This window comes from Pseudomonas sp. GW821-FHT02C04 (genome assembly GCF_059421845.1).
In genome coordinates this window covers 57202-71468 of sequence record NZ_JBWKVT010000008.1, presented here as the reverse complement: position 1 = coordinate 71468, position 14267 = coordinate 57202, and the positions used below count along the sequence as shown (strand labels likewise).

Annotated in this window: 8 protein-coding genes; 4 read left to right on the top strand and 4 right to left on the bottom strand. The window is 61.4% G+C overall.

Annotation, left to right across the window (positions count from 1 at the left end; translation table 11 throughout):
- Positions 1 to 151: 151 nt before the first annotated feature.
- The 4 genes from ligA to AC07VV_RS24680 all read right to left on the bottom strand — a co-directional run bounded on the left by ligA (position 152) and on the right by AC07VV_RS24680 (position 7872).
- Complete coding sequence (gene ligA, locus AC07VV_RS24695; protein ID WP_495037724.1) at positions 152 to 2509, bottom strand: NAD-dependent DNA ligase LigA; 2358 nt, start codon at positions 2507 to 2509, stop codon at positions 152 to 154.
- 86 nt (positions 2510 to 2595) lie between these two features.
- Positions 2596 to 3462, bottom strand: a complete 867-nt coding sequence (gene zipA / locus AC07VV_RS24690; RefSeq protein ID WP_249484526.1) for a cell division protein ZipA — start codon at positions 3460 to 3462, stop codon at positions 2596 to 2598.
- A 259-nt stretch (positions 3463 to 3721) separates the two neighbouring features.
- The gene (gene smc / locus AC07VV_RS24685) at positions 3722 to 7210 is read right to left on the bottom strand and encodes a chromosome segregation protein SMC (protein ID WP_493072884.1); all 3489 of its coding nucleotides are present in this window, start codon (positions 7208 to 7210) and stop codon (positions 3722 to 3724) included.
- Positions 7211 to 7212: 2 nt separating this feature from the next.
- Positions 7213 to 7872: a GntR family transcriptional regulator gene (locus tag AC07VV_RS24680; RefSeq protein ID WP_495037723.1), complete on the bottom strand. Its 660-nt coding sequence runs from the start codon at positions 7870 to 7872 to the stop codon at positions 7213 to 7215.
- Positions 7873 to 8138: 266 nt separating this feature from the next.
- On the opposite strand from AC07VV_RS24680, the gene xdhA reads away from it, so the two are divergent.
- From xdhA to guaD, 4 genes are all read left to right on the top strand, one after another.
- Positions 8139 to 9593 (top strand): xanthine dehydrogenase small subunit, encoded by a 1455-nt coding sequence (gene xdhA / locus AC07VV_RS24675; RefSeq protein WP_495037722.1) that lies wholly within the window; start codon positions 8139 to 8141, stop codon positions 9591 to 9593.
- A complete protein-coding gene (gene xdhB / locus AC07VV_RS24670; protein ID WP_495037721.1) occupies positions 9586 to 11985 on the top strand; it encodes a xanthine dehydrogenase molybdopterin binding subunit in 2400 nt (799 codons plus the stop codon). The genes xdhA and xdhB overlap by 8 nt, the downstream gene beginning before the upstream one ends.
- A 73-nt stretch (positions 11986 to 12058) precedes the next feature.
- On the top strand, positions 12059 to 12916 hold the full coding sequence (gene xdhC / locus AC07VV_RS24665) for a xanthine dehydrogenase accessory protein XdhC (protein ID WP_495037720.1): 858 nt from the start codon (positions 12059 to 12061) through the stop codon (positions 12914 to 12916).
- Positions 12917 to 12929: 13 nt separating this feature from the next.
- On the top strand, positions 12930 to 14234 hold the full coding sequence (gene guaD / locus AC07VV_RS24660) for a guanine deaminase (protein ID WP_495037719.1): 1305 nt from the start codon (positions 12930 to 12932) through the stop codon (positions 14232 to 14234).
- Positions 14235 to 14267 lie beyond the last annotated feature (33 nt).

Here is a 14267-nt window from a genome sequence, read left to right as displayed (position 1 = left end):
TGGGCTTGCCAAGACTAGATCATTCCCGCGAACAGATCGTTCCCACGCTCCGCGTGGTAACGCATACCGTGACGCTCTGCGTCACAGCGGACGCGGAGCGTCCGGGGCGGCATTCCCACGCGGAGCGTGGGAACGATCATCTGTCGATCAGTCAGGCGCTGATACCGTGTCCTTTCAGGAACGCGATAAACGCCTCTTCATCCATCACCTTCACGCCCAGTTCGTTGGCCTTGGTCAGTTTCGACCCGGCGCCAGGCCCCGCGACCACGCAATGAGTCTTGGCCGACACGGATCCGGCGACCTTGGCACCGAGGCTTTCCAGGTGTTCCTTGGCGACGTCGCGGCTCATCAGCTCGACCTTGCCGGTCAGCACCCAGGTCTCCCCGGCCAGCGGCAGGCCTTCGACGACTTTCTTTTCACTCTGCCAGTGCATGCCGAAATCGCGCAGTTGCTGCTCGGCGCTTTCCGCCAGTTGACGATGCTCGGGCAAGGCGAAAAACTCGCGAACCGAGTTGGCCTGCTTCTCCGGCAATGCCTGGCGCATATCCAGCCAGTCAGCGTTCATCACCCCTTCCAGCGATTCGAACTTGTCCGCCAGCTTCTGCGCCCCGCCCGGCCCGACCGAAGGAATGTGCAACTTGTCGAGGAAGCCACCCAACGTGGTGCTCGCGGCAAACTCGGCGCCCAACTCGCCCTGATCCTGAATCTGCAAGCCGTGGCCCAGCAACTCGGTAATCACCTGCTGGTTGTGCGCATCCTCAAAGAAGCTGTGAATCTCGTGCGCCACTTCCAGGCCGATATCCGGCAGATACGTCAGCACTTGCGGCAAGGCTTGCTGGACGCGCTCCAGTGATCCCAGCGAACGCGCCAGCACCTTGGCCGTCTCCTCGCCGACATCCGGGATACCCAGCGCATAGATGAACCGCGCGAGACCCGGCTTCTTGCTGTCTTCGATGGCGGCCAGCAACTTGTTGCTCGACACCTCGGCAAAGCCTTCGAGGTCGACGATGTCGTCGAACTTCAGCGCGTAAAGATCGGCCGGCGAACTGACCAGACCTTCGTCCACCAGTTGCTCGACGCTCTTGTCGCCGAGACCTTCAATGTCCATTGCGCGACGCGATACGAAGTGAATGATCGCCTGCTTGAGTTGCGCACCGCAGGCCAGTCGACCGACGCAGCGATACACCGCACCTTCGCTGATGGTTTCCTTGCCTTTGCTGCGTTTGACCAGTTGCGTGCGCTCGACGTGGGAGCCGCAGACCGGGCAGCTCTCAGGGATTTGCACGGGCCGCGCGTCTTCAGGGCGGCGCTCCATGACCACTTGCACCACTTGCGGAATCACATCGCCGGCGCGGCGAATGATCACCGTGTCACCGATCATCAGGCCCAGCCGTGCGACTTCGTCCATGTTGTGCAACGTAGCGTTGGCCACGGTGACGCCGGCAACCTTGACCGGTTTCAACCGCGCCACGGGCGTGACGGCGCCGGTGCGGCCGACCTGGAATTCCACGTCGAGCAGCTCGGTGAGTTCTTCCATCGCCGGGAATTTGTGGGCGATGGCCCAGCGCGGTTCACGGGCGCGGAAGCCCAGCTCGCGCTGGTCGGCAATGCTGTTGACCTTGAATACCACGCCGTCGATTTCATAGGCCAGCGAGTTACGGCGTTCGCCGATATCGCGGTAGTAATCCAGGCACTCGCCAATGCCTTTGGCCAGTTTCAATTCATGGCTGATCGGCATGCCCCAGGCTTGCAGTTGCTTGAGGTTGCCGATGTGGGTGTCGGCGATGTCGTTGGACACCTGACCTATGCCATAGCAGCAGAATTCCAGCGGACGATTGGCGGTGATCTTCGAATCCAGCTGGCGCAGGCTGCCGGCGGCGGCGTTGCGCGGGTTGGCGAAAGTCTTGCCGCCGACTTCCAGTTGCGAGGCGTTGAGGCGCTCGAAACCGGCCTTGGACATGAACACTTCGCCGCGCACTTCCAGCGTCGCCGGCCAGCCTTCGCCATGCAGCTTCAGCGGGATGTTGCGCACCGTGCGCACGTTGACGCTGATGTCTTCGCCGGTGGTGCCGTCGCCGCGTGTGGCGCCGCGCACCAGCACGCCGTCCTGATACAACAGGCTGACCGCCAGGCCATCGAGTTTCGGCTCGCAGCTGTATTCCACCGCCGCGCCACCACCGAACAGATCACCGGCCGGCAGGTCCAGACCTTCGGTGACCCGACGATCGAACTCACGCATGTCGGTTTCTTCGAAGGCGTTGCCGAGGCTGAGCATCGGCACTTCGTGACGCACCTGGGTGAACGCGGTCAGCGCCACGCTGCCGACGCGCTGGGTCGGCGAGTCGCTGGTGATCAGTTCCGGGTTGGCCGCTTCCAGCGCCTTGAGCTCATGGAACAACCGGTCGTACTCGGCATCCGGAATGCTCGGCTCATCGAGAACGTGGTAACGGTAGTTGTGCTGATCGAGTTCAGCACGCAGCTCTAGAATGCGGGTTTCGGCGGCAGTCATGGGTGTTCTCTCATAAAGCAAAAGAGCAGCCGAGGCTGCTCAATCTATTTGCCGATTGCCTCTTTATCGCGAGGCAACCTTTTCAATCAACGCTTCTGGGTCAGGGCGCGACGTTCGAATTCGACGATGCGCTGACGGTAGTGCTCGATGGTCTGCGCGGTCAGGACGCTGCGCTGGTCATCTTTCAATTCGCCGTTCAGTTCCTGGGACAGCTTGCGTGCTGCCGCGACCATCACGTCGAAGGCCTGCTTCGGATGACGCGGGCCTGGCAGGCCAAGGAAGAAGCTCACCGCCGGGGTGCTGAAATGGTCGATATCGTCCAGATCGAAAATGCCCGGCTTGACCGCGTTGGCCATGGAGAACAGCACTTCGCCATTGCCGGCCATGCTTTCGTGACGGTGGAAAATGTCCATCTCGCCGAAACGCAGACCGCTTTCCAGAATGTTCTGCAACAGTGCCGGGCCTTTGAAGCCGGCCGGATCGCGGCAGATCACGCTGATGACCAATACTTCTTCAGCTTGCGGCTGATCTTTATCGGCCACTGCCGGCGACGACTTGGCGACCGGCTCGATGAAATCATCGTCACGGCTGCTGAAGCTCGGACCGCCGTCCAGGTCCAGATCGAGGTTCAGGTCACCCTGGGCCGGGCCGTTGCTGCCACGCTTGCCGCGCTTGGAACCGGATTCGCGAGGCTCGCGTGCTTCGCGGGCCGGCATGCTCACCGATGGCAGATCGTGTTCGTCCAGTTGCGGCTCTTTATGGTTGTCCAGTACACGGGCCGGGCCCAAAAGCTCGGCGCTGGTGTCCTCGTCCGGCAGGTTGGACAGACTTCGGTCAAGACGGAATTTCAGTTTTCCCTTGCCGCCGCGCATACGGCGCCAGCCATCGAAAAGAATACCGGCTATCACAATGATGCCGATGACGATCAGCCACTCGCGCAGACCGATTTCCATGTAATCCCGTGCCTCTATAAAAAATGCTGAAAAATAAGGGGTTTACACTGTGCAAACCGCTTTAAAACGTGGCGCCAACTCTATGTTCTGACAGGCGTTTTGCCCACGTATACGAAAAATTGACATTAAACTAGCACGACCAAAGACAACTTTACACCGTCTGTCTCATTGGCTTGCGCGAATATGTCGATTGGCCAGCAAGTCGGAGCTGGTAAAAAAGTCCTACAACCTTCAAATACCCTTCCGACACTGCGCCGGCTCAGGCATCCACCATCGCCATCGCCTCCTCGACATCCACGGCTACCAGTCGCGAACAACCCGGCTCGTGCATCGTCACGCCCATCAACTGCTCGGCCATTTCCATGGCGATCTTGTTGTGGGTGATATAGATGAACTGCACGGTCTGCGACATCTCTTTGACCAATCGTGCGTAGCGTCCAACGTTAGCGTCATCCAGTGGCGCGTCAACCTCATCGAGCATGCAGAACGGCGCCGGGTTCAACTTGAAGATCGCAAAAACCAGTGCCAGTGCGGTCAGGGCTTTTTCGCCGCCGGAGAGCAAATGGATGGTGCTGTTCTTCTTTCCGGGCGGCTGCGCCATGATCGTCACCCCTGTATCGAGTAGATCTTCGCCCGTCAGTTCCAAATACGCGCGTCCGCCACCGAAAACTTTCGGGAAAAGCGCCTGTAAACCGCCATTGATCTGATCAAAGGTATCTTTGAAACGGTTACGGGTTTCCTTGTCGATCTTGCGGATGACGTTTTCCAGCGTCTCCAGCGCTTCGACCAGATCGGCGTCCTGGGCATCCAGATAACGTTTACGCTCGGATTGTTGCGTGTATTCGTCGATCGCCGCGAGGTTGATCGCGCCCAGGCGCTGAATGCGCGCGGCGATGCGTTCAAGTTCTTCTTCGGCCTCCTTCTCGCTGGCCTCGGCGGTCAGGGTATTGAGCACGCCGTGCAGATCGTAGCCGTCTTCCAGCAGTTGATCCTGCAGGGCCTTGCGGCGCACGGTCAGGGCTTGCCATTCCATGCGTTGCTGTTCGAGCTGGCCACGGATCAATTGCGATTGCTGCTCGGCCTGGGTCCGGCGTTTTTCCGCGTCGCGCAATTCGCGGTCGGCGTCTTCCAGGGCGATCTGGGCGGTCTTGAGCTCGTCGTCGACACTCATGCGCTTGTCGAGCAATTCTTCAAGCTTGAGGCGTAGCTCTTCCAGCGGCGCCTCGCCCTCCTCCAGGTTCAGGCTGAGTTGTTCACGTTTTTCGGTGAGGCGCTCGGCCTGCATTTCCAGACGCTCAAGGGCCTGGCGGGTCGAATCATGTTGTGCGCGTAGCGAGCCCAGGCGAACGGCCAATTGATGCGCGTGATCCTTGTGCTGACGGGCTTCCTGACGCACCCGATCGAGGCGTTCGCGCAGGCTGTCACGCTGGGCCAGCAGCAGTTCGCGCTGCTCGGTGTCGAGAGCCATGGCGTCGAGGGCGTCCTGCAACTGGATCCGCGCTTCGCCGATGTTTTCGTGTTCCAGCTCGCGCTGCTCGGCGAGCTCGACCAACTCGTCATCTAGACGGGTGCGACGCAGGGTCAACTGCTCGGCCTTGGCTTTGCCGGCGGACAGTTGAGCTTTCAATTCGCCCTGCTGGCGGGCTTCGTCCTGCAGCAAACGACGCAAATGTTCGCGGCCGTTTTCCTGCTGACGCTGTTGCGCACGCAGGGTCTGCAAACGGGTTTCCATGGCCTCGACCGTGGCTTCACGCTCTTCGCGTTCCGCATGCAACGATTCGATTTCCTGCCCGCGTGCGAGCATGCCGCTTTCGGCTTCGCTGGCGCGGCGTACCCGCAGAAAATGCCGGCCGACCCAGTAACCGTCGCGGCTGATAAGACTCTGCCCCGCAGCCAGCTGGCCGCGCAAGGCCAGCGCCTGTTCAAGGCTGTCGACCGGTTTGACCTGAGCGAGCCAGGGCGACAAATCCACCTGTGCCTCGACCTTGTCCAGCAGGCTGCCGGGCACGCGCACGCCGTCACTGCCGGGGCTGAGCAAACGCAGATCGCCCTGAGCAAAACCGGACAGATCGAAACCGTCGAAATCATCCACCAGCACCGCTTGCAGGTCGGCACCCAGCACGGTTTCCACCGCCAGTTCCCAACCGGCCTCAACCTTCAAGCCTTCGGCCAGACGCGGACGTTCGGCGAGGTTGTGTTCTTTCAGCCATTCGGCGGTGCCGGTGCCCGGATCGAGCGCGGCCTGCTGCAAGGCTTCGAGGGAGGCGAGGCGACCGTTGAGGCGCTGCAAATCGCCCTGCGCCTGTTGTTGCGCCGTCAGCGCCTGCTGCAATTCCTGGCGCAGTTGCTCGAGTTTTTCGACCTGGGCTTCTTCGCTGGTCTGCAAATCTTCAAGGGTGGCTTCGGACTCGGCGAGCTGTTCGCTGAGTTCCATGATCGCCGCGTCTTCCGGATCGGCCGACAGCAGCGCCCGTTCTTCGCCCAGACGCTTTTGCCGATCGGCCAAACGCTCCATGCTGGTTTCCAGCTGCTGGATGCGCGACTGTTGCACTTCGGCCTGACGACGCGGTTCGGCGGCGGTCAGGTTGAAGGTGTCCCACTGTTCCTGCCAGCCGTGCATCACGGTTTCGGAATCTTCCAGCGCAGCGGCGGCTTCTTCGGCGGCGGCGTTGGTGATTTCCTGCTCGGGAGTCAGTTGATCAAGTTCTTCGCCGAGGGTCAGCAGCAAGGTGCGGTCGTGGCCCAGGTGCGATTCGGTTTCGAGGCGCGCGCGCTCGGCTTCTTTCAGGTCGTCCTGCAACTGACGCAAGCGCTGTTGGCCGTGCTGGATACTCTGCTCGACCCGGGCGATGTCGCCGCCGACCGAATAGAAGCGCCCCTGCACCAGATTGAAGCGCTCGGACAGGTCATGGTGACCGTCGCGCAGGCGCTCAATCGCCGCATCGGCGTTGCGCTGTTCGGCGACCAGCGCTTCGAAGCTGATTTCCTGGTTGCCGATGATCGACTCGCGCTGGCCGACCTGATCGTTCAGATCCTGCCAGCGCAGGGCCGACAGTTGCGCCTTGAGCTGGCGTTCTTCGGCCTTGAATTCCTGATACTTCTTGGCGGCCTCGGCCTGGCGGTGCAAGCGTTCGAGCTGACGCTCGAGTTCTTCACGCAGGTCGGTCAGACGGGCAAGGTTTTCGTGGGTGCGACGGATACGGTTTTCGGTCTCGCGCCGGCGCTCTTTGTACTTGGAGATGCCGGCGGCTTCTTCGATGAAGTTACGCAGATCTTCCGGCTTGGACTCGATCAGCTTGGAGATCATCCCCTGCTCGATGATCGAGTAGCTGCGCGGGCCGAGGCCGGTGCCGAGGAAGATGTCGGTGATGTCACGACGACGGCATTTGGCGCCGTTGAGGTAATAAGTCGTCTGGCTGTCGCGGGTCACTTTACGGCGGATCGAAATTTCCGCGTACGCCGCCCACTCGCCCAGCAGCGTGCCGTCGGAGTTGTCGAACACCAGCTCGATGCTCGCCTGGCTCACCGGTTTGCGGCTGGTCGAGCCGTTGAAGATGACGTCGGTCATCGACTCGCCACGCAGGTTCTTCGCCGAGCTTTCGCCCATCACCCAGCGCACGGCGTCGATGATGTTCGACTTGCCGCAACCGTTCGGCCCGACGACCGCCGCCATGTTGCTGGGGAAGTTCACCGTGGTCGGGTCGACGAAGGATTTGAATCCCGCCAGTTTGATGCACTTGAGGCGCAAGGTCAGGCAACCGTCAGGGCGGACACCACCAGATCGCAGCTGCGCTGGGCGTAAGCCGTCAGCACGATGCGGATCTGCGGCAGGTCACGGGCGAGGACGGCGGCCAGCAAGCGTTCGAACAGTTCGAGGAACTCGCTCATCTCGGCCTTGCGCTGTTCCAGCGCGAGGAAGTACGCACGGCTCATGGCCGGTTGCAGGTTCTCGACGGTTTCCTGCAGGTACGGGTTGTTGGCGAATGGATACGCGGCGCGCATCACGTTGAAGCTGTCGTCGACGAAGGTGCGGATGTCCTGACGCTCGAAGCTGGCACTCAGGCGCTGCTGGATCTGCACGAACGGCGCCATGTCGGCCTGGACTTGCCAGCCGTTGGCCACTGCGTTGCCGAGCAGGATGTACAGCTCGCTCATCAGCGTGCACAGGCTCTGCACCTTGTGCGCCGTAAGCTCGGTGACGTGGGCGCCGCGACGCGGCAGGATCGCGATCAGATGACGGCGCTCGAGGATCAGCAAGGCTTCGCGGACCGAGCCGCGGCTGACGTTCAGCGCCAGCGTGACCTTCTGTTCCTGGATACGCTCTCCCGGCTTCATTTCGCCGCGAATGATCCGTTCGGCGAGGTGGTGAGCGATTTGCTCGGCGAGGCTGTCCGGCGCCTTGAACGTCATGGTTGTCCTTCAAACTCTTCGATCTGCACAAGCGGCGCAGTGTAGCGCAATGCGCGTTCATGGCGGAGTGCCCGCACAGCGGTTTTTGGCACGAATCCCGCAAAAAAGCGCTTGATCCAATGAGGGTCAATACTGAATAGACACGTTGTCGAGCGACAAAATGGCTTTTCCTGACCTTTAAGTCAGAAAACCATTGACCGAAAAGTCAGACCTGCTAAATTCGGCTCAAGTCGCTTAACAACAATAATGAGTCTGCGAGGCCTTCCGTGATCCAGTTTTTACTCAACCAGGAACTCCGTAGCGAGCACGCCCTGGACCCGAACCTGACTGTGCTCAACTACCTGCGTGAACACGTGGGCAAATCCGGCACCAAAGAAGGCTGCGCCAGCGGTGACTGCGGCGCCTGTACGGTGGTGGTCGGCGAGTTGCAGACGGATGACGATGGCCGCGAACACATTCGCTATCGCAGCCTCAACTCGTGCCTGACGTTCGTTTCGTCGCTGCACGGCAAGCAATTGATCAGCGTCGAAGACCTCAAGCACAAGGGCGAACTGCACAGCGTGCAGAAAGCCATGGTCGAGTGCCACGGTTCGCAGTGCGGTTTCTGCACCCCCGGTTTCGTGATGTCGCTGTTCGCCCTGCAAAAGAACAGCGATGCACCGGATCATGCCAAGGCCCACGAAGCGCTGGCCGGCAACCTCTGCCGCTGCACCGGTTACCGGCCGATCCTGGCCGCCGCCGAGCAATCCTGCTGCGGCAAGCAACCGGACCAGTTCGACGCCCGGGAAGCGGAAACCATCGCTCGCCTCAAAGCCATTGCCCCGACATCGATCGGCGAACTCAACAGCGGTGACAAACGCTGCCTGGTGCCGCTGACCGTAGCCGATCTGGCCGATCTCTACGACGCTTATCCACAGGCCCGGCTATTGGCCGGCGGCACCGATCTGGCGCTGGAAGTCACGCAGTTCCACCGCACCCTGCCGGTGATGATCTACGTCGGCAACGTCGCTGAAATGAAGCGCATCGAAACCTTCGAAGACCGCATCGAAATCGGCGCCGCCACTGCCCTCTCCGACTGCTACGAAGCGTTGAACGCCGAATACCCGGACTTCGGCGAACTGCTGCACCGTTTCGCCTCTCTGCAGATCCGTAATCAGGGCACCCTGGGCGGCAACATCGGCAACGCCTCGCCCATCGGTGACTCGCCACCGCTGCTGATCGCCCTCGGCGCGCAGATCGTGCTGTGCAAGGGCGAAACCCGGCGCACGCTGAACCTGGAAGATTACTTCATCGATTACCGGGTCACCGCGCGTCAGGAAAGCGAGTTCATCGAGAAAATCATCGTCCCTCGCGCCACGGCTGAACAACTGTTCCGCGCCTACAAAGTCTCCAAGCGCCTGGACGACGACATCTCTGCCGTCTGCGCCGCGTTCAACCTGCGCGTCGAAAACGGTGTGATCACCGACGCCCGCGTCGCCTTCGGCGGCATGGCCGCGATCCCGAAACGTGCCGCTCACTGTGAAGCTGTGCTGCTCGGCCAGCCGTTCAACAACGCCGTGGTCGAAAGCGCCTGCACCGCGCTGGGCGAGGATTTCACCCCGCTCTCGGACTTCCGCGCCAGCAAGGAATACCGCCTGCTCAGCGCGCAGAACCTGCTGCGCAAATACTTCATCGAACTGCAAACACCGCACATCGAGACTCGGGTGACCGCTTATGTCTAACCATCACGGCGTAGAGAAAACTCAAGCTGAACTGGCTGAATTGTTCGCCAAAGACCTGACCTCCGGTGTCGGCCGCAGCGTCAAGCACGACAGCGCCGCCAAGCATGTGTCCGGTGAAGCGCAGTACATCGATGACCGCCTGGAATTCCCGAACCAGCTGCACGTTTACGCACGGATGTCGGACCGCGCCCACGCGAAAATCATCAGCATCGATACCCAGCCCTGCTACGCCTTCGAGGGTGTGCGCATCGCCATCACCCACAAAGACGTGCCGGGCCTGAAAGACATCGGTCCGCTGCTGCCGGGCGATCCGCTGCTGGCCATCGATGACGTGCAGTTTGTCGGTCAACCGGTATTGGCCGTGGCCGCGAAAGATCTGGAAACCGCACGCAAAGCCGCCATGGCCGCGATCATCGAATACGAAGATCTGGAACCGGTGCTCGACGTCGTCGAAGCCCTGCGCAAACGCCACTTCGTGCTCGACAGCCACACCCATCAGCGCGGCGATTCGACCACCGCACTGGCCACGGCTGAACACCGGATTCAAGGCACGCTGCACATTGGCGGCCAGGAACACTTCTATCTGGAGACGCAAATCTCCTCGGTGATGCCGACCGAAGATGGCGGCATGATCGTCTACTGCTCGACCCAGAACCCCACCGAAGTGCAGAAACTGGTGGCCGAAGTCCTCGACGTGTCGATGAACAAAATCGTCGTCGACATGCGCCGCATGGGTGGTGGTTTCGGCGGTAAGGAAACCCAGGCCGCGAGCCCGGCGTGCCTGTGTGCGGTGATCGCGCACCTCACCGGACAGCCGACCAAGATGCGCCTGCCGCGCGTCGAAGACATGCTGATGACCGGCAAGCGTCACCCGTTCTACGTCGAGTACGACGTCGGCTTCGACAGCACCGGGCGCCTGCACGGGATCGCGATGGATCTGGCCGGCAACTGTGGCTGCTCGCCTGACCTGTCGGCCTCGATCGTCGACCGGGCGATGTTCCACTCGGACAACTCGTACTACCTCGGTGATGCGACCATCAACGGTCACCGCTGCAAGACCAACACCGCTTCGAACACCGCTTATCGCGGTTTCGGCGGCCCACAAGGGATGGTCGCGATCGAAGAAGTGATGGACGCCATCGCCCGTCACCTGAACCTCGATCCGCTGGCCGTGCGCAAGGCCAACTACTACGGCAAGACCGAACGCAACGTCACCCATTACTACCAGACCGTCGAGCACAACATGCTCGAGGAAATGACCGCCGAACTGGAAGAAAGCAGCCAGTACGCCGAGCGCCGCGAAGCGATCCGTCGCTACAACGCCAACAGTCCGATCCTGAAAAAAGGCTTGGCGCTGACCCCGGTGAAATTCGGCATTTCCTTCACCGCCAGTTTCCTCAACCAGGCCGGTGCGTTGGTGCACGTCTACACCGACGGCAGCATCCACCTGAACCACGGCGGCACGGAAATGGGCCAGGGCCTGAACACCAAAGTCGCGCAGGTCGTGGCCGAAGTGTTCCAGGTGGAAATGGACCGCGTGCAGATCACCGCGACCAACACCGACAAGGTGCCGAACACCTCGCCGACGGCGGCATCCAGCGGCGCTGACCTCAACGGTAAAGCCGCACAGAATGCAGCAGAAATCATCAAGCAACGCCTCGTCGAATTCGCGGCGCGGCACTACAAGGTCAGCGAAGAAGACGTGGAATTCCACAACGGCCACGTGCGCGTTCGTGACCACATCCTGACCTTCGAAGCGCTGATCCAGCTGGCGTATTTCAATCAGGTGTCGCTGTCGAGCACCGGGTTCTACAAGACCCCGAAAATCTACTACGACCGCAGCCAGGCCCGTGGTCGTCCGTTCTACTACTTCGCCTTCGGCGCGGCGTGTTGCGAGGTGATCGTCGACACCCTGACCGGCGAGTACAAGATGCTGCGTACCGACATCCTCCACGACGTCGGCGCCTCGCTGAACCCGGCCATCGACATTGGCCAGGTCGAGGGTGGCTTCGTCCAGGGCATGGGCTGGCTGACCATGGAAGAACTGGTGTGGAACAACAAGGGCAAGCTGATGACCAACGGCCCGGCCAGCTACAAGATCCCGGCCGTGGCGGACATGCCGCTGGACCTGCGGGTGAAGCTGGTGGAAAACCGCAAGAACCCGGAAGACACGGTGTTCCACTCCAAGGCTGTGGGTGAGCCGCCGTTCATGCTCGGCATCGCCGCGTGGTGTGCGATCAAGGATGCAGTGGCCAGCCTCGGCGACTACAGGCATCAGCCGAAGATCGACGCGCCGGCGACCCCGGAGCGGGTGTTGTGGGGTTGCGAGCAGATGCGTCAGCTCAAAGCGGTGAAAGCCGTCGAGGCTGAAACCGAGTTGGCTCCGCTGTAAGGACCGAGGCGCGGCCATCGCTGGCTTGCCAGCGATGAGGCCCGAACAGACAACGACAAATGTCGAGGTGAACATGTACAACTGGATCGACGCCCTCGCCGACCTGCAGAACCAGGGCGAACCCTGCGTTCTGGTGACGATCATCGAAGAGCTCGGCTCGACGCCGCGCAATGCCGGCTCGAAAATGGTCGTCAGCACCCGCCAGACGTTCGACACCATCGGTGGCGGGCACCTGGAATACAAAGCCATGCAGATCGCCCGCGAGATGCTCGCCAGCGGCAAGCAGGACACCCATCTGGAGCGCTTCAGCCTTGGCGCCAGCCTCGGCCAGTGCTGCGGCGGCGCCACGGTGCTGTTGTTCGAACCGATGGGCCAGGTGCAGGCGCAGATTGCGGTGTTCGGCGCCGGTCATGTCGGCCGCGCACTGGTACCCTTGCTCGCCAGCCTGCCGTGCCGGGTACGCTGGATCGATTCCCGAGAAGAGGAATTTCCCGAACAGATTCCTCACGGCGTGCGCAAAATCGTCGCCGAGGAGCCTGTGGATGAAATCGACGACCTGCCCGCCGGCAGCTATTGCATCGTCATGACCCACAATCATCAGCTGGATCTGGAGCTCACTGCCGCGATCCTCAAGCGCAACGATTTCACCTGGTTCGGCCTCATCGGCTCGAAGACCAAACGGGCCAAGTTCGAACACCGCTTGCGTGACCGTGGTTTCGACGCCAGTGTCGTGCAACGCATGCGCTGCCCGATGGGCATCAGCGAAGTCAAAGGCAAATTGCCTGTGGAAATCGCCATCTCCATCGCCGGCGAGATCATCGCCACCTATAACGCCAATTTCGGCCAGCACACCGCCAGTGCCGAACCGATTGCCAAACTGCTGCCGGTTTCGCGCCGCAGTCAGGCCGCCACACTCAAAGCCTCAAACTGATTAGAGAACCCTCATGCCTCTGACTCGCAAAGCCTACCGCGCCGCCATCCTGCACAGCATCGCCGACCCTGCCGAGGTCGGCATCGAAGCCTCCTACGAGTATTTCGAGGACGGCCTGCTGGTGGTCGATGACGGCAAGATCAGTGCCCTCGGCCACGCCAGCGAACTGCTGCCGACCCTGCCGGCGGACATCGAGATCACGCATCACAAGGATGCGCTGATCACCCCGGGCTTCATCGACACCCACATCCACCTGCCGCAGACCGGCATGGTCGGTGCCTACGGCGAGCAACTGCTGGACTGGCTGAACACCTACACCTTCCCGTGCGAAAGCCAGTTCGCCGACAAGGCCCACGCCGATGAAGTGGCGGACATTTTCATCAAGGAACTGCTGCGCAACGGCACCACCACCGCGCTGGTGTTCGGCAGCGTGCACCCGCAATCGGTGAACTCGTTCTTCGAAGCGGCCGAGAAGCTGGATCTGCGGATGATCGCCGGCAAGGTGATGATGGACCGCAACGCGCCGGACTACCTGACCGACACCCCGGAATCGAGCTACGTCGACAGCAAGGCGCTGATCGAACGCTGGCATGGCAAGGGTCGTCTGCACTACGCCGTGACACCGCGCTTCGCCCCGACCAGCACCCCGGAACAGCTGACCCTCGCCGGCCAGTTGCTCGGTGAATACCCGGATCTGTACATGCAGACCCACATCAGCGAAAACCTCAAGGAAGTCGAGTGGGTCAAGGAACTGTTCCCGGAGCGCAAGGGCTACCTGGACGTCTACGACCACTATCAATTGCTCGGCGAGCGCTCAGTGTTCGCCCACGGCGTGCACCTGTGCGACGACGAGTGCGCGCGCCTGGCGGAGACCGGTTCGGCGATCGCGTTCTGCCCGACCTCGAACTTCTTCCTCGGCAGTGGCCTGTTCAACCTGCCGATGGCCGAGAAGCACAAACTGAACGTCGGACTCGGTACTGACGTCGGCGGCGGCACCAGTTTCTCGCTGCTGCAAACCCTGAACGAAGCCTACAAGGTGATGCAGCTGCAAGGTGCGCGCCTGAGCCCGTTCAAGTCGCTGTACCTCGCCACCCTCGGCGGTGCGCGGGCACTGCATCTGGAAGACAAGATCGGCAACCTGCAACCGGGCTCCGACGCCGACTTCCTGGTGCTGGACTACAACGCCACGCCGCTGCTGAGCTACCGTTTGAAGCAGGCCAACAACATTGCCGAGACGCTGTTTGTGCTGATGACGCTGGGCGATGACCGCACCGTTGCCCAGACTTATGCAGCGGGTGCGCTGGTGCATCAGCGCTAGTTTTCTGCGGACAAAAAAATCCCCCGGTACTGT